This window comes from Streptomyces sp. NPDC014764 (genome assembly GCF_043082785.1).
In the GTDB taxonomy this organism is placed as follows: Bacteria; Actinomycetota; Actinomycetes; order Streptomycetales; family Streptomycetaceae; genus Streptomyces; species Streptomyces althioticus.
Map to the genome: position 1 here is coordinate 28,063 of NZ_JBIBXY010000008.1, position 15,661 is coordinate 43,723.

The following is a 15,661-nucleotide window of genomic DNA, read 5'->3' on the forward strand; positions in this document are numbered from 1 at the left end:
CACGCGGTGGCGTCGGCGCCGGGGCGTGACAGGCACGCCGTGCGCGGTGGGGACCGGCGTGCCCGGGGCGCCGGGGAGTCACTCCACGGCGCCCGCTGCTTCCGTCAGCCGGGTGCCCAACGTCCGCGCCGCCTCCGCCAGTTCCGGTGGGTCCTGGACGGTGAAGGCGTGGCCGGTCATGGCCAGGCGTACCGCCATCCAGTCCTTCGGGCCGCTCACCGTCGCCCGCAGCCGGCAGCTGTCCTCGTCCAGCGGCTCGGGCGCGCCCATCCAGGGCGGGAGCTGCGCCGCGACCGTCGCCGCGGGGGCGGCGAACGTGACCGCGATCTCGTAGGAGTCGAGCGCGCGGTTCACGGACCGCCGCAGGAACTCCGCGGCGCTGCCCGTCGGCAGTTCGCGCGGGCTGAAGCGGGCGCCGGTGGCGAAGGGGTCGCTGACCCGGTCGACACGGAAGGTGCGCCAGTCCGCGCGGTCGAGGTCGTAGGCGACCAGGTACCAGCGGAGGCCGGTGGACACCAGCCGGTGCGGTTCGGTCAGGCGCCGCGACTCGGTGCCGTCGGCGGCGCGGTAGGAGAACCGCAGCCGTTCGTGCCCGGCCACCGTGGACGCCATCACCGTGAGCGTCTCCGGGGCGATGGTCGGGCCGTCCCCGCTGGTCAGCGGGGTCGTCGCGGCCTGGAGCACGCTCACGCGGTGCCGCAGCCTGCCGGGCAGCACCTGCTCCAGCTTCGCCAGGGCCCGTACCGACGCCTCGTCCAACCCCTCCAGGGCGTGTCCGGCGCCGGCCCGCAGACCGACCGCGATGGCGACCGCCTCCTCGTCGTCCAGCACCAGCGGTGGCATCGCCTTCCCCGCGACCAGCCGGTAGCCCCCGTCCGAACCCATCGTCGCCTGCACGGGGTAGCCGATGTCCCGCAGCCGCTCGATGTCCCGCCGGACCGTGCGGCGGGAGACGCCGAGCCGGTCGGCCAGCTCGCCGCCGGGCCATTCGCGGGGCGTCTGGAGGAGGGAGAGCAACTGGAGCAGCCGTGCCGGGGTGTCCGTCGTCATGCGTCGAGCATGCCCCACCACTAGGACCGGATCTGGCCTACTGGGGTCCTAGCGTCACGGACATGCACTCCACCGACATCGCTCACGCACCGACACAGGAGCCCGCCCCGGGCGACCGCCGGCGCTGGTTCGCGCTGGCCATCGTGATGACCGCGGCCTTCATGGACCTCGTCGACGTCACCATCGTCAACATCGCCGTCCCGTCGATCCAGCGGGACGAGGGCGCCACCTTCAGCCAGATCCAGTGGATCACCGCCGGCTACGCGCTCGCCTTCGCCGCCGGGCTGGTCACCGGCGGACGGCTCGGCGACATCCACGGCCGCAAGCGGGTCTTCCTCGTCGGCATCGGCGGGTTCACCGTCGCCTCCGCCCTGTGCGGTCTCGCCGTGAACCCCGAGATGCTGGTGGCCTCCCGCATCCTCCAGGGCGCCATGGCCGCGCTGATGGTGCCGCAGGTGCTGTCGATCGTCCACGCCACCTTCCCCGCGCACGAACGCGGCAAGGTGTTCGGCCTGTTCGGCGCGATCGTGGGCCTCGGCGCGGTCTCGGGGCCGCTGCTGGGCGCGCTGCTGACGGAGGGCAACCTCTTCGGCCTGGAGTGGCGGCCCATCTTCCTGATCAACCTGCCCGTGGGCGTCGCAGCCCTCGTCCTCGGCAGCCGTTTCATCACCGAGTCCAAGGCGCCCCGCGCCCTGAAGCTCGACCTGCCCGGGGTCGCCCTCGTCACCCTCGCCCTGCTCTATCCGCTCACCCAAGGCCGCGAGCTGGGCTGGCCGGTGTGGGGCTACGTGTCGATGGCCGGCGCGCTCGTCGTGTTCGCGGCCCTGGTGGCGTACGAGCGGGCCAAGGGCGCGCGGGACGGCTCCCCGCTGATCGAGCTTTCGCTGTTCCGGGTGAAGAGCTTCGCGGCAGGCATCGCCGTCCAGACGGTGTTCGGCGTCGGCCTCGGCGTGTTCTTCCTGGTCTGGACGCTGTACATGCAGATCGGGCTGGGCTGGAGCGCACTGCGCGCCGGACTGACGGGCGTGCCGTTCTCCGTCGCGGTGTCGGTGGCCGCCGGGATCTCCGTGCAGCAGCTCGTCCCGCGGTTCGGCCGCAAGGTGTTGCAGGCGGGCGCCCTGGTCATGGCGGCCGGCGTGGTCATCTACCTGGTGGAGGCCGACCACTACGGACTCGGCATCACCTCCTGGCAGATGGCGCTCCCGCTGGCCGTCATGGGCGTCGGCATGGGCCTCGTCGTGGCCCCGCTGACCGACGCGGTGCTGTCCGAGGTGCCGCGCGAGCATGCCGGTTCGGCGTCGGGACTCATCAACACCGTGCAGCAGATGGGCAACGCGCTCGGCCTCGGTCTGGTGTCCGTGGTGTTCTTCGGCGTCATCGACGAGCAGCTCGCGCCCGCCGAGGTGGGCCCCGCGTTCGTGGACGGCTTCACCCACGCCCTGGGCTGGGTGGCGGCGGTGCTCGGCGCGATCTTCCTGCTGATGTTCGCCCTGCCGAAGCGGCCGGCCCAGCACGTCGAGGGCGCCGCGGACGTCGAGGAGACGCCGGCGGCGGGGCAGAAGAAGCCGGAGCTGGTGCCCTGACGGACCCGGCCGACGCGTCGCCGCCCGGAAGCGGGCATGATCGGACGCCCGATCATGCCCGTTTCCGGCGGCGACTGTTTACTTTCCGGACATCCCGACGTAGCCTCCCAGCGAAATCACACGTTCGGACACGGACGCGCCCGAGACGTGAGCGCGGACGGAACCGGGAGGCAGGCGTCCATGTACGCACCGGAACGGCAGCAGGAGATCCTTCGCCTCGCCCGCGACGGCGGACGCGTCGACGTGGTCTCGCTCGCCGAGGAGTTCCAGGTGACCGCCGAGACCATCCGCCGGGACCTCAAGGCCCTCGACCGCGCCGGACTCGTCCGACGCGTCCACGGCGGCGCCATCCCCGCCGGGCGTCTCGACTTCGAACCCGACCTCGCCGAGCGCGAGACGACCGCCGCCGACGAGAAGGACCGCATCGCCCGCGCCGCCCTCGCCGAGATCCCCGCCGACGGCACGATGATCGTCGACGCCGGCTCCACCGCCGCCCGCCTCGCCGGCTTCCTGACCCCGGACCTGTCCCTCACGGTCGTCACCCACAGCCTGCCCATCGCCGCCCGCCTCGCCGACCACCCCGGCATCCAGCTCCACCTCGTCGGCGGACGCGTACGGCACCGCACCCGTGCCGCCGTCGACGCCTGGGCGCTCAGGGCGTACGCCGAGATCCGCGCCGACGTGCTGTTCCTCGCCGCCAACGGGTTCTCCGCCGAGCACGGCCTCACCACCCCCGACCTCGCCGAGGCCGCGGTGAAGCGCGCGGCTACGGCCGCCGCCCGGCGCGTGGTGCTGCTCGCCGACTCCTCCAAGCACGGCCAGGAGCACTTCGCCCGGTTCGGCGGCCTCGACGACCTGGACCTCCTCATCACCGACACCGGACTCGACCCGCAGGACGCCGCCGCCATCGAGGCCGGCGGCACGGAAGTGGTACGCGCATGATCCTCACCGTCACCCCCAACCCGTCCCTGGACCGCACCTACGAGGTGCCGTCCCTGGACCGCGGCGAGGTCGTCCGCGCCACCGGCGAACGCGTCGACCCCGGCGGCAAGGGCGTCAACGTCTCCCGCGCCGTCGCCGCCGCCGGCCGCCGCACCGTCGCCGTCCTTCCGCTCGGCGGCGCCCCCGGCGCCCTGGTCGCCGGCCTCCTCGACGCCCAGGGCATCGAGGTCGCCCCCGTCCCCGTCACCGGCGCCACCCGCTCCAACATCGCCCTCGCCGAGGCCGACGGCGTCCTCACGAAGATCAACGCACCCGGCCCGGACCTCACCCCCGCCGAGCAGGAGAACCTCCTCGACACCGTCCGCCGCCACGCCGCCGGCGCCGACTGGATCGTCTGCTGCGGCAGCCTCCCCCGAGGCCTCGGCCCCTCCTGGTACGCCGAACTCGTCGCCCGTGTCCACGCCGCCGGCCTGCGCATCGCCCTCGACACCTCGGGGCCCGCCCTGCTGGCCGCCCTCCGCGAGCACCCCGACGTCGTCAAACCCAACGCCGAGGAACTCGCCGAGGCCGCCGGCCGCCCCCTCACCACCGTCGGCGACGCCCTCAAGGCCGCCGAAGACCTGCGCGAGACGGGCGCCCGCGCCGTCCTCGCCAGCCTTGGCTCCGCCGGCCAGCTCCTCGTCGACGCCGACGGCGCCTGGTACGGCGCCGCCCCCGTCGACGCCGTCCGCAGCAACGTCGGCGCCGGCGACGCCTCCCTCGCCGGGTTCCTCGTCGCCGGAGGGCGCGGACCGGAGGCGCTCGCCTCCGCCGTCGCCCACGGTGCCGCCGCCGTACGCCTCCCCGGCAGCGTCATGCCGACCCCCGGCGACCTCGACCCCGCCGCCGTGACCGTCACCGCCGACATCCCCGTCGACCGGCCGCTGGACGGAGCGGCCGGATGACACCCACCGACCCCACGTCCTACGACGTCCCCCACGAGCTCCCCCGTCCCCCTCTCGTCCCCACCCCCGCCCACCCCGCCGTAGGGGTCACCCGGGCGATACGCGTGCGAAGGAGCCCGCGATGAGCGACACCATCACCGCGGACCTGGTCGACCTCGACCTGTCCGCCGAGACCAAGGAAGCGGCGGCCCGCGCCCTCGCCGAGCGCATGGCGGCCCAGGGCCGGGTCACCGACCTGGAGGGATTCCTGGCCGACGTCGCCGCCCGCGAGGCGCAGATGCCGACCGGCCTCGACGGCGGCATCGGCATCCCGCACTGCCGCAGCGCCCACGTCACCGAGCCGACCCTCGCCTTCGGCCGCAGTCGCGCCGGCATCGACTTCGGCGCCCCCGACGGGCCCGCAGACCTGATCTTCCTCATCGCCGCCCCGGCCGGCGCCGACGACGCCCACCTCACCCTGCTGTCCGCCCTCGCCCGGCGCCTGATGAACACCGAGTTCACCGACGCCCTCCGCGCCGCCACCGACGCGGGGCACGCGGCGGCGCTGATCCGGGGGGACGGGACGGCTCCCGAGGACGCGACTCCCGAGGACGCGGCTTCCGAGGGCGGGGCCTCCGAGGACACGACTTCCGACGGCGCCGCTCGTGTGGGCGCGGCTTCCGAGAACGCGGCTTCCCTGAACGCGGCTTCCGAGAACGCGACTTCCCAGGACGCGACCTCCGAGGGCGCGGACACCGCGTCCGACGACTCCGTGGCGGCGCCGGCGGCGGCCTCCGCCGGCGCCGCCACGGGCCCCGCAGCCCCCCACGGCGACCGCCCCTTCCGGATCGTCGCCGTCACCTCCTGCCCCACCGGCATCGCCCACACCTACATGGCCGCCGAGTCGCTGGAGAACGCCGGCCGCGAGGCGGGCGTCGGGATCGTCGTCGAGACCCAGGGCTCCGCCGGCTTCACCCGGCTCGACCCGGCCGTGATCGCCGCCGCCGACGGCGTGATCCTCGCCCACGACGTCCCTGTACGGGACAAGCAGCGCTTCGCCGGGAAGCCCACCGTCGACACCGGTGTGAAGGCCGCGATCAACCGCCCCGCCGACCTGATCGGCGAGGTCCGCGACAAGGCCGCACGCGGTGGGACCACCGACGCCGCCCCCGCCGCCGCGTCCACCCCCGTCGAGCGCGCCGGCACGGACGAGGAGGGCTACGGCACCCGTCTGCGCCGCTGGCTGATGTCCGGCGTCAGCTACATGGTCCCGTTCGTCGCCGCCGGCGGACTGCTCATCGCCCTCGGCTTCGCGATCGGCGGCTACGAGATCAACGAGGCCCCGTCGGTGATGGACCACTTCGTGTGGACCCAGGCCGCCAGCTGGGGCGCGCTGCTCTTCCAGATCGGCGGCGTCGCCTTCGGCTTCCTCGTCCCCGTCCTCGCCGGATACATCGCCTACGGCATGGCCGACCGGCCCGGACTCGTCCCCGGCTTCGTCGGCGGCGCCATCTCCCTCACCATCAACGCCGGCTTCCTCGGCGGCCTCGCCGCCGGACTGATCGCCGGCGGCGTGGTGCTCGCCATCCAGAAGGTGAACATCCCGGCGGCGCTGCGCGGCATCATGCCGGTGGTGGTGATCCCGCTGATCTCCTCGGCGGTCGTCGGCTTCCTGATGTTCGTCGTCATCGGCAAACCCATCGCCGAGGCGCAGAAGGCGATGACCGACTGGCTGGGCGGCCTCACCGGCGCCAACGCCGTCCTGCTGGGCGCCCTGCTCGGTCTGATGATGTGCTTCGACCTCGGCGGGCCCGTCAACAAGGTCGCCTACACCTTCGCCACCGCCGGCATCGCCGTCGCGAACCCCAGCGACTCCGCGATGAAGGTCATGGCCGCCGTCATGGCGGCCGGCATGGTCCCGCCCCTCGCGATGGCCCTGGCGACCACGGTGCGCGGCCGGCTCTTCAACCGCGCCGAACGCGAGAACGGCAAGGCCGCCTGGGTCCTCGGCGCCTCCTTCATCTCCGAGGGCGCCATCCCCTTCGCCGCCGCCGACCCGCTCCGCGTCATCCCCGCCTCGATGGCCGGCGGCGCGGTCACCGGCGCCCTGTCCATGGCGTTCGGCGCCACCCTGCGCGCACCCCACGGCGGCATCTTCGTGGTGCCCCTCATCGGCAACCCGCTGCTCTACCTGGTCGCCATCGCCGCCGGTGTCGGCGTCACCACGGCCCTCGTGATCGTCTTCAAGGGCCTGCGCGGGACCGCCGGTCCGGCCGGTCCGGCGACGGGCGAGGACACCGCCCTCGCACCGGCGGCCGGGGACGCGGGAACGCGCGACGCGGGAAGGCGCAAGGAAACGGTCGCCGCGCGGACGGTGTGACGATGCGTCCGTTTGGGGGTGTGTGAGCAGTTCATGCCTAGTGCGATATAGATCACGATCGTCACGGTCCGGGGTACAACTCCCCGGACCGTGGTGTGTACTGGGCGGCATGGCTGAGCACGAGACCCTCTCGCGGACGACGGGTGCCACCGTCCTCACCCTGGTGGTTGTGGCCTGCGCGGCCGGTCTGGCCGACGCCCTCCGGCGTCGTGGACGTCTCCGCAGGCGCGCGCGCCACCACGCCGGTGCGGAGCCCGTCCCGGCGCACTCCCACACCCACCACGGCACCCCGACCATCCCGCGTCAGCGGGCCACAGGCCCGAGCGCGGAGACCGTACGCCTCACCGAGGCCGAGCGTGACGCGTTCGCCGTCCTCGTACGGCGTCTCTCCGAAGGGGACTAGGCCCGCCCCGCGCCCCTGCTCAGGGGTGCGTCAGCGGCCCTGAGCGGCCCGGCGCTCCATCGCCCGCCGTGCGGCGTCCTCACTCGCGTACACCTCGCACATGTGCCGCCCGTCCGGCGTCACCGTGTGCTCGACCTCCCACAGTGACACCTCACCTCCGTCACCCAGCAGGAACGCGTGCTCGTACAGCGAGAAGCACAGCGCCCCGCGGCCCGCCCGTGACGGACGGCCGAACGCCTGCGTGATGCGGTGCGCGCACGCCGTCGACAGCAGCGCCGCCGTCTCGGCGTCCGGCCGGTCCGCGTTCTCCGCCCGGCGCAGTAAACGCCGGGCGTGATCGGGGGAGTCGTCCGGGATGTACGCGTGGCGCACCGCGGGCAGCGTGAACGCGGGCGCCGTCACCGGCAGTTCGAAGTCCGGGGCCTCCGGCGGCAACGGCAGCCGCGCGGTCGCCGTCCGCAGCTCCTCCTCGTCCACGTACACCTCGTGCTGCGGCTCGCTGCCCGGGGCGGTGTTGTGGACCAGCTCCCACAACGTCAGCGCCGAACCGTCCGCCAGCAGCCATGTGTGCCGGTAGGTCTCCCGGTGCAGACCCGCGCTGTGGTGCGCCGAGTGCAGGGAACCGTCGTGCGCCAGCGCGCAGTCCAGCCGGCGGATCGCCTCGTCCGGCAGCTCGAAGGAGTTCAGGGCGCGGCCCAGGAGGCGCGCGAGATGCTCCTCCGGTGAGTCGGACGAGTCAGGTGGTTCGCACGCTGCCGTCTCGTACGGAACGCTCAAGGTTTCTCCCGGCGTTGCTGCATGTCACCTTGTGGGTGCATACCGTAGCCCCTCGGTCGGCCGTCGTGTCCGGGAACCGGGAAAACGTATGCCCGAACGACGAGCGGAACACACGAGAAGTTCCCGACGAACCTTGGCCCGGCATGAATTGCTCCTGGTCAAACGGTACTTCAGGGGTGCGTGGGGGAGGGGATGCGACCCGTTGCGCGCCGCCCCGCGCACGTTGGTGGCTCCGCCCCCCTCCCTGTCCCGCTGCCCGACACGATTGGACACGTCGCCTCGGTGGTGACGTAAGTTGCGGAGCGCTTTCTTCCGCACCCTACGCACGAGAAATGAGGCCCCGGAGTGAGCGACCAGGAGAAGACGAGCCTGTTGCAGGGCTTCAAAGCCTTCCTGATGCGCGGGAACGTCGTCGATCTGGCGGTGGCGGTCGTCATCGGCGCCGCCTTCACCAACATCGTCAACTCGGTCGTCGAAGGGGTCATCAACCCGCTGGTGGGTGCGTTCGGCACCCAGAATCTCGACAGCTACACCTCCTGCCTGAAGGGCCCCTGCGAGGGCACCGGGGACGCGGCGACCGGGGTGCGGATCCTGTGGGGCTCGGTGCTCGGCGCGACACTGCAGTTCGTGATCACGGCGGCCGTCGTCTATTTCCTGATGGTGCTGCCCATGGCGAAGTACCTGGCCCGCGTGGAGGCGCGCCGGAAGGCGAAGGAAGGCGCCCACGAGATCGTCGAGGTGACCGAACTGGAGGTCCTCAAGGAGATCCGGGACGCGCTGCTCGCCGAGCGCGCGCAGGGCGGGGGCAAGAGCCTGCGGGCGGACGACGGCGGGCAGACCGGCGACGGACGGTAGGAGACCCCGCCGCCCGGTCAGATGTGGTGGGGTGGCTTCTCGTCGAGGAAACGCCTCAGGTCGGCGGCGCTGTCGCCGGACGGGCGCTCGCCCCAGCCGCGGTCCGTGTCGTCGGAGGTCGGCTGGTCCAGAGGGTCGTCGAAGACCAGCGCGGGCTTCGGCTCGCGCGGCGGCTCGGGGGCGGTACTCATGCCTCCAGGGTACGGCCGTGCACGCGGGGGCATGACTGCCTCCATGAAGGCTGACGCTCTGACGGATGTGGCCGGCGTGCGCGTGGGGCACGCGACGCGGACCGGCGACGGATGGCTCACCGGGACCACGGTGGTGCTCGCCCCCGAGGGCGGCGCGGTCGCCGCGGTGGACGTACGCGGCGGCGGACCCGGCACCAAGGAGACCGACGCGCTGGACCCGCGCAACGTGGTGCAGCGCGTGGACGCGGTCACCCTGACCGGCGGCAGCGCCTTCGGCCTGGACGCGGCGTCCGGGGTGATGGCCTGGCTGGAGGAGCGGGGCCGCGGGGTGCGGGTCGGTCCCGAGCCGACGCACGTGGTGCCCGTCGTGCCGGCCGCCTGCGTCTTCGACCTGCGCCGGGGCGGCGACTTCCACGCCCGGCCCGACGCCTCCCTCGGCCGCGAGGCGGTCGAGGCCGCCGCGGCCACCGACCCGGGGGCGCCGGTGCCGCAAGGGTGCGTGGGCGCCGGGACGGGCGCAGTGGTCGGCCAGCTCAAGGGCGGGGTCGGGTCGGCGAGCACGGTCCTGCCGTCGGGGGTGACCGTGGCCGCGCTGGTGGTGGCCAACGCGGTGGGCTCGGCGGTGGACCTGGAGACGGGCGTCCTCTACGGGGACTACTTCGGCGGGCGCCCGCGTCTCCCCGGCCCCGAGGTGCACCGGGCCGCACGGCGCCGGCTGGCGGAGGCGGCCGAGCGCAACGCCGCGCCGCCGATGAACACCACCCTCGCCGTGGTCGCCACCGACGCCGACCTGACCCGCGCGCAGGCGCAGAAGGTGGCCGGCACCGCACACGACGGCATCGCGCGCGCCGTCCGCCCGGTGCACCTGCTGAACGACGGCGACACCGTCTTCACCCTGGCCACCGGTACACGCCCGCTGGACGCGAAGGACCCGCTCGCGCTGAACGAGGTGCTCGCGGCGGGCGCGGACCTGGTGACCCGGGCGATCGTCCGCGCGGTGCGGGCCGCCGCCCCGGTCGACGGTCCGGGCGGCGCGTGGCCGTCGTACGGGGAGCTGTACGGGGGAAGCCGAGAGGGGTGAGAGGGCGGGCGGGGACGGCCGCCGGCCGGTCCGGGCGCCCGGCGCCGCGCGCGTCACCACAGCGTCACCGCCAGCCGCGCCGTGGCGCCCGCGCCCGCCAGCTCGGCCGCCGTGTCGCGCGGCACCGACAGGACGACCAGCGCGCCCCCGTCGCCGCCCGACGGCTCCGGCACCTCCGTGACCCGCGCCCCGCGCGCGACCACCCTGGCGTCACCGCCGGACACCGTCTCCTCGGCCGCGATCACGTCCACCCGGTCGCCGGGCCGCAGCAGCCGGACCGTGGCGCCGTCGGCGATCCGCACCGGCGCGGAGACCGTCGCCCCCGCGCGCCGCTGTCGTACGGGACGGTCGTCGCCGCCGGACGTCACGGGAGTCCCGGCCGCCGCTGCCCGGGCCGGCTCGGGATGTCCGCGCGAGCGGTCCGTGTCCCTCGGGCCCGCCGCGACGAGCGCCGCCGCGGTCACCGCGAGACCGACCGCCACCGCCCGTCCGCGGTGCCGCGCCAGCCTGCCCGCGAGCGGCAGCGTGCCGCGCACCCGCACCGGGTCGAACTGCGGCACCTCGCACGGCGGCGGCACATCGGCGCCGTGCGGTTGCCGGAAGGGGGAGCGACGATACGCAGAGGGCACGGAGGGCGCGGAGGGCACGGAGGGCGCGGACGGCATGGACACGGGACCACCACCTGGGACACGGGAACGGCTTGCGCACCCCACGATGAAGCCCCCGGCTAAATCCCGCCGGGGGCTGTGAACGCATCCTCGTCTGTGGAAAACCGCGCCACCCGAACGAGCGCCTCCGCGCCTCCGCGACCCGCGCCTCAGACGCCGCGACCCGCGCCTCAGACGCCGCGCCCGCCGCTGCGCCCGCGGCCCAAGCCCTCCGGGCGCTGACGCCTACGGCGCGGCACAGGCCCAAGCCCTCGGCCCGTGACGCCTACGGCGCGGCACAGGCCAAGCCCCCGGCCGCTGACGCCTACGGCAGCGGGAACCCCGGATCCATCCCGCCCAGCGCCGACGCGCACAGACAGTCCCGCTCCTCCGTCGAAGGCAGCGCCGCCACCGCGTCGAACAGCACCCCCCGCATCCGGTCCACGTTGGCCGCGAACACCTGGAGCACCTCGTCGTGGGAGACGCCCTCACCTGTCTCGGCGCCCGCGTCCAGGTCCGTGACCAGCGTCAACGACGTGTAGCAGAGCTCCAGCTCGCGGGCGAGCGCCGCCTCGGGGTGCCCAGTCATTCCCACCACGGACCACCCCTGCGCCTGGTGCCACAGCGACTCGGCGCGGGTGGAGAAGCGCGGGCCCTCGACGACGACCAGCGTGCCGCCGTCGACCGCCTCCCAGTCCCGCCCGCGGGCCGCCTTCAGCGCGGACGCGCGCCCCGTGGGGCAGTAGGGGTCGGCCAGGGACACGTGGACGACGTTCGGCACGGTGCCGTCGGGCAGCGGCAGCCCGTCGAAGTAGGAGTTGGCGCGGGACTTGGTGCGGTCCACGAGCTGGTCCGGCACCAGGAGCGTGCCCGGCCCGTACTCGGGGCGCAGACCGCCCACCGCGCACGGGCCGAGGACCTGCCGCACGCCGACCGACCGCAGCGCCCACAGGTTGGCCCGGTAGTTGATGCGGTGCGGGGGCAGGTGGTGGCCGCGTCCGTGCCGGGGCAGGAAGGCAACCCGCCGGCCGGCCACCTCGCCGAGGAAGAGGGAGTCGCTGGGCGCCCCGTAGGGGGTGTCGACCCGGACCTCGGTCACGTCGTCGAGGAAGGAGTAGAAGCCGGATCCGCCGATGACGCCGATCTCTGCGTCAGCCATGTTCGCCATGGCCCGACCCTAACGGCACCCGGAAACGCCGGAGGAGAGCCCCGTCGAACGCCTCGATGACGCCGGAAACGCGCCGGAGGAGAGCCCCGTCGGCCGCCTCGATGGCGCCGGGAACGCCGAGGACCCCGCCGTCGGGGGACGACAGGGCCCTGGGAAGCGTACGTCGGGCGGTCAGGCCGCCGTGGTGCTCGTCGAGCTGCCGGAGGAACCGGAGGAACCGGAGGAACCGGACGAGGACGAGCTCGAACCGGAGTCCGACGACGAGGAGCTCGACGACGAGGTTCCGGAGGACTTCGACGACGCCGGCGAGGAGCTCGACGAGGAGCCGCGGCTGTCGTTGCGGTAGAAACCGGAACCCTTGAAGACGATGCCGACCGCGGAGAACACCTTCTTCAGGCGGCCCTGGCAGTTGGGGCACTCGGTCAGGGCGTCGTCGGTGAACTTCTGCACCGCCTCGAGGCCCTCGCCGCACTCGGTGCACTGGTACTGGTAGGTCGGCACTGTCTTCCTCCTGGCACTCTCACTCAATGAGTGCTAACGACGGTCCATAGTGACGCATTCCGTGGGCCTAGTCCACTGCGACGGGCTCGCGGTGACCCATGCCACGTGCGACGGTACGCCCGCGCGGAGCACCCGCGAGCCGTGAGCGCAGGGCCAGCAGGGTCGCCAGCGCCAGCAGCGTGCCGCCCATCGGCACCAGGAACCCGGCGCCGTCCCACAGCCGGTCCTCGAACTGTCCGGCGACGGTGACGGCGGCGGCCTGGCCCAGCGCGACGGCGCCGGTCAGCCAGGTGAACGCCTCGGTACGGGCGCCCGCCGGGACCAGGCTCTCCACCAGCGTGTAGCCGGTGATCAGCGCCGGGGCGATGCACATGCCGACCAGCAGGCCGAGCGCGCCCAGCAGCAGCGACGAGTCGGCCGTCCACAGCGCGGACGCGGCCAGCGCGAGGGCGGCGTAGGCGACGATCAGGCGGCGCTGCGGGGCGACCTTCCAGGCGATCGCGCCGCAGGCGAGGCCGGCGAGCATGTTGCCCGCGGCGAAGACGCCGTAGAGGACGCCGTTGAGGCCCGGTTCGCCGATGGACTCGGTGTACGCGGCCAGGGAGACCTGCATGCCGCCGAAGACGGAGCCGATGCCGAGGAACGTCACGATCAGCACGCGCACGCCGGGCACGCGCAGCGCGGAGGCGTGCCGTACGCGCGTGTGGCCGTCGGCGGTCGTGGCGACCGGCGGCTGGGTGCCCTTCTGGGCGGCGAACAGCAGACCGCCGACCAGGGTGAGCGCGGCCTCGGTGATCAGGCCCGCGGACGGGTCGACCGTCGTGCACAGCGCGGTGGCGAGCAGCGGACCGACGACGAAGGTGAACTCGTCGGTGACGGACTCGAAGGCCGCGGCGGTCGCCATCAGCGGGGAGCCCTTGAGGCGGACGCCCCAGCGGGCGCGGACCATCGGGCCGACCTGCGGCACGGAGGCGCCGGTGGGGACGGCCGCGGCGAACAGCGCCCAAAGGGGTGCGCCGTTCAGCGCGAGAGCGGTGAGGGCGAGTCCGGCCGCCGCGTGCACCAGCACGCCCGGCACCAGCACGGCGCGCTGGCCGTGGCGGTCGGCGAGCCGGCCGGTGTACGGGGCGAACAGCGCCATCGAGACGCCGGTGACGGCCGCGACGGCCCCGGCCGTGCCGTAGGAGCCGGTGGTGTGCTGGACGAGCAGCACGATGGAGAGGGTGAGCATCGCGAACGGCTGACGCGCCGCGAAGCCGGGGAGCAGGAACGTCCACGCGCCGCGGGTGCGCAGCAGGCGGCCGTATCCCGGTCGGGAGGTGGCCGCCGAGTCCTTCGACGTGGTGACCGTGGATGCCACGGCCCGTGCCTTTCCGCCACCTGGTAGCGCCCCGCGCGAGGTCGCGCGGGCACGCCGAGAGCTGTCCTCTTGCGCTGACTGCGGTAGATACCGGCGCCACAGCTCAGGGCGCCCGGCCGCCATACGGTCGCGCCAGCTCTGCGTCAGGCAGAGTTGGTTCGATCTGGGGTCGCTTCATGATACAGGGGGTGACGGCGTGCACGCCTGTGAAAGTGAGCACCCTCTCAGCGTCCGGCCTGCGATCCTTCGGTGTCACGGCCCGGACCCAGCCAGCCGGCGAGCTTGCCGCCCCTGGCGACCGCGCGCAGCCGGCGCTCCGCCGCGTCCCGTACCGGGTCGGTGGCGACGACGAGGAGTTCGTCCCCGCGGCGCAGCATCGTCTCCGGCGACGGCACGAAGGACGTCCCGTCCCGCACGACAAGGGTGACGGCGGACCCGGCGGGCAGCCGCAGCTCGCCCACCTCGACGCCGTGCATCCGCGACCCGGCGGGGACGGTGACCGACAGCAGATGGCCGCGCAGCCGCTCCAGGGGCGCCGACTCGACGCCCAGGTCTGCGGCGCCGGAATCGCCGAGCCGCAGCAGCCGGGCCAGTCCGGGCAGCGTCGGACCCTGCACCAGGGTGTAGACGACGACCAGCAGGAAGACGATGTTGAAGATCCGCTCGCTGCCGTCGACGCCCTGCACCATCGGGATGGTCGCCAGGATGATCGGCACGGCGCCGCGCAGGCCGGCCCAGGACATCAGCGTCTGCTCCTGCCAGGGCACCCGGAACGGCGTCAGACACACCACGACGCTGAGCGGGCGGGCCACCATCGTGAGCACCAGCCCGACGACCAGCGCGGGCACGATGTCGTCGGCGAGTTCGTGCGGGGTGACCAGCAGGCCGAGCAGCACGAACATGCCGATCTGGGCGAGCCAGCCGAGCCCCTCGGCGAAGCCGCGGGTGGCGGGCCAGTGCGGCAGCTTGGCGTTGCCGAGCAGCATCGAGGCGAGGTAGACGGCGAGGAAGCCGCTGCCGTGGACGAGCGCGCCGCCCGCGTAGGCGGTGACGGCGATGGCCATGACGGCGATCGGGTAGAGGCCGGAGGCGGGCAGCGCCACGTGTCGCAGGCCCCAGGCGCCGAGCCAGCCGACGGCGAGGCCGACGGCGGCGCCGATCGCCAGCTCCAGCAGGATCTCGCCGATCAGCACGTACCAGTGCTCGACCGGACCGGCCGTGGAGAAGGCCACCACGAGGATCACCACGGGTGCGTCGTTGAAGCCGGACTCGGCCTCCAGGGTGCCCCGCACCCGGGCGGGCAGCGGCACCTTCCGCAGCACCGAGAAGACGGCCGCCGCGTCCGTCGAGGAGACCACCGCGCCGATGATGAGCGCCTGCCGCCATTCCAGCCCGATCAGCAGGTGCGCCGCCGTGGCCGTCACGCCGACGCTCACCGCGACGCCGCCCAGCGCCAGTGCGGCGGCCGAGGGCAGGACCGGTCTGATTTCGGTCCACTTGGTGCCCAGACCGCCCTCGGCGAGGATCACGACCAGGGCCGCGTACCCGATGACCTGGGTCAACTCGGCGTTGTCGAACTGGATGTCGCCGATGCCGTCCTGGCCGATGGCGATGCCTATGCCCAGGTAGACGAGCAGGCTGGGGAGTCCGCTGCGCGAGGAGATCCGGACCGCCGCCACGGCGACGAGCAGAACGAGCGAGCAGACGAGCAGGAGCTGGTTGAGGTGGTGGACAGTCAGCGGCGTTCCCTTCCCCGGCTCAGGCGCCCCCCGTGAGGGAGCGCGCGTCCGTCGCGGGCGA

Annotated in this window: 15 protein-coding genes; 7 read left to right on the plus strand and 8 right to left on the minus strand. The window is 73.8% G+C overall.

Going from position 1 to position 15,661, the window contains the following annotated elements:
- Window positions 1-78: 78 nt before the first annotated feature.
- On the minus strand, window positions 79-1,050 hold the full coding sequence (locus ACF1AG_RS21095; RefSeq protein WP_391810201.1) for a helix-turn-helix transcriptional regulator: 972 nt from the start codon (window positions 1,048-1,050) through the stop codon (window positions 79-81).
- Between the two features lie 62 nt (window positions 1,051-1,112).
- Here ACF1AG_RS21095 and ACF1AG_RS21100 point away from each other — a divergent pair, with 62 nt between their 5' ends.
- From ACF1AG_RS21100 to ACF1AG_RS21120, 5 genes are all read left to right on the plus strand, one after another.
- Window positions 1,113-2,633 (plus strand): MFS transporter, encoded by a 1,521-nt coding sequence (locus ACF1AG_RS21100; protein ID WP_391810202.1) that lies wholly within the window; start codon window positions 1,113-1,115, stop codon window positions 2,631-2,633.
- 180 nt (window positions 2,634-2,813) lie between these two features.
- Window positions 2,814-3,575: a DeoR/GlpR family DNA-binding transcription regulator gene (locus tag ACF1AG_RS21105; RefSeq protein WP_359752572.1), complete on the plus strand. Its 762-nt coding sequence runs from the start codon at window positions 2,814-2,816 to the stop codon at window positions 3,573-3,575.
- On the plus strand, window positions 3,572-4,519 hold the full coding sequence (gene pfkB / locus ACF1AG_RS21110; protein ID WP_359601094.1) for a 1-phosphofructokinase: 948 nt from the start codon (window positions 3,572-3,574) through the stop codon (window positions 4,517-4,519). Before ACF1AG_RS21105 ends, pfkB begins: the two co-directional genes overlap by 4 nt.
- Before the next feature lie 121 nt (window positions 4,520-4,640).
- The gene (locus ACF1AG_RS21115) at window positions 4,641-6,878 is read left to right on the plus strand and encodes a fructose-specific PTS transporter subunit EIIC (protein ID WP_391810203.1); all 2,238 of its coding nucleotides are present in this window, start codon (window positions 4,641-4,643) and stop codon (window positions 6,876-6,878) included.
- Between the two features lie 109 nt (window positions 6,879-6,987).
- Window positions 6,988-7,281 carry a hypothetical protein gene (locus tag ACF1AG_RS21120; RefSeq protein ID WP_359606518.1) on the plus strand — a complete coding sequence of 98 codons (294 nt, stop codon included), beginning with the start codon at window positions 6,988-6,990 and terminating at the stop codon, window positions 7,279-7,281.
- A 30-nt stretch (window positions 7,282-7,311) separates the two neighbouring features.
- Here the strand turns inward: ACF1AG_RS21120 and ACF1AG_RS21125 are convergent, their stop codons facing one another.
- Window positions 7,312-8,058, minus strand: a complete 747-nt coding sequence (locus ACF1AG_RS21125) for a DUF6227 family protein (RefSeq protein WP_359606516.1) — start codon at window positions 8,056-8,058, stop codon at window positions 7,312-7,314.
- A gap of 396 nt (window positions 8,059-8,454) precedes the next feature.
- Here ACF1AG_RS21125 and ACF1AG_RS21130 point away from each other — a divergent pair, with 396 nt between their 5' ends.
- Window positions 8,455-8,913, plus strand: coding sequence for an MscL family protein (locus tag ACF1AG_RS21130; protein ID WP_387797687.1), 459 nt, complete (start codon window positions 8,455-8,457; stop codon window positions 8,911-8,913).
- A gap of 17 nt (window positions 8,914-8,930) precedes the next feature.
- On the opposite strand, the gene ACF1AG_RS21135 is transcribed toward ACF1AG_RS21130, so the two are convergent.
- The gene (locus ACF1AG_RS21135) at window positions 8,931-9,104 is read right to left on the minus strand and encodes a hypothetical protein (RefSeq protein WP_189896040.1); all 174 of its coding nucleotides are present in this window, start codon (window positions 9,102-9,104) and stop codon (window positions 8,931-8,933) included.
- Window positions 9,105-9,147: 43 nt separating this feature from the next.
- On the opposite strand from ACF1AG_RS21135, the gene ACF1AG_RS21140 reads away from it, so the two are divergent.
- Entirely contained in the window at window positions 9,148-10,185 is a 1,038-nt protein-coding gene (locus tag ACF1AG_RS21140) for a P1 family peptidase (protein WP_359606511.1), read from the plus strand.
- Window positions 10,186-10,238: 53 nt separating this feature from the next.
- On the opposite strand, the gene ACF1AG_RS21145 is transcribed toward ACF1AG_RS21140, so the two are convergent.
- The 5 genes from ACF1AG_RS21145 to ACF1AG_RS21165 all read right to left on the minus strand — a co-directional run bounded on the left by ACF1AG_RS21145 (window position 10,239) and on the right by ACF1AG_RS21165 (window position 15,600).
- Complete coding sequence (locus tag ACF1AG_RS21145; RefSeq protein ID WP_391810240.1) at window positions 10,239-10,745, minus strand: hypothetical protein; 507 nt, start codon at window positions 10,743-10,745, stop codon at window positions 10,239-10,241.
- Between the two features lie 412 nt (window positions 10,746-11,157).
- Window positions 11,158-12,000, minus strand: coding sequence for an S-methyl-5'-thioadenosine phosphorylase (locus tag ACF1AG_RS21150; protein ID WP_359606509.1), 843 nt, complete (start codon window positions 11,998-12,000; stop codon window positions 11,158-11,160).
- A gap of 171 nt (window positions 12,001-12,171) precedes the next feature.
- Window positions 12,172-12,501 (minus strand): FmdB family zinc ribbon protein, encoded by a 330-nt coding sequence (locus ACF1AG_RS21155; RefSeq protein WP_391810204.1) that lies wholly within the window; start codon window positions 12,499-12,501, stop codon window positions 12,172-12,174.
- A 67-nt stretch (window positions 12,502-12,568) separates the two neighbouring features.
- Window positions 12,569-13,861 carry an MFS transporter gene (locus ACF1AG_RS21160; RefSeq protein WP_359606505.1) on the minus strand — a complete coding sequence of 431 codons (1,293 nt, stop codon included), beginning with the start codon at window positions 13,859-13,861 and terminating at the stop codon, window positions 12,569-12,571.
- A 224-nt stretch (window positions 13,862-14,085) separates the two neighbouring features.
- The gene (locus ACF1AG_RS21165) at window positions 14,086-15,600 is read right to left on the minus strand and encodes a potassium/proton antiporter (protein WP_359606522.1); all 1,515 of its coding nucleotides are present in this window, start codon (window positions 15,598-15,600) and stop codon (window positions 14,086-14,088) included.
- Between the last annotated feature and the right edge of the window lie 61 nt (window positions 15,601-15,661).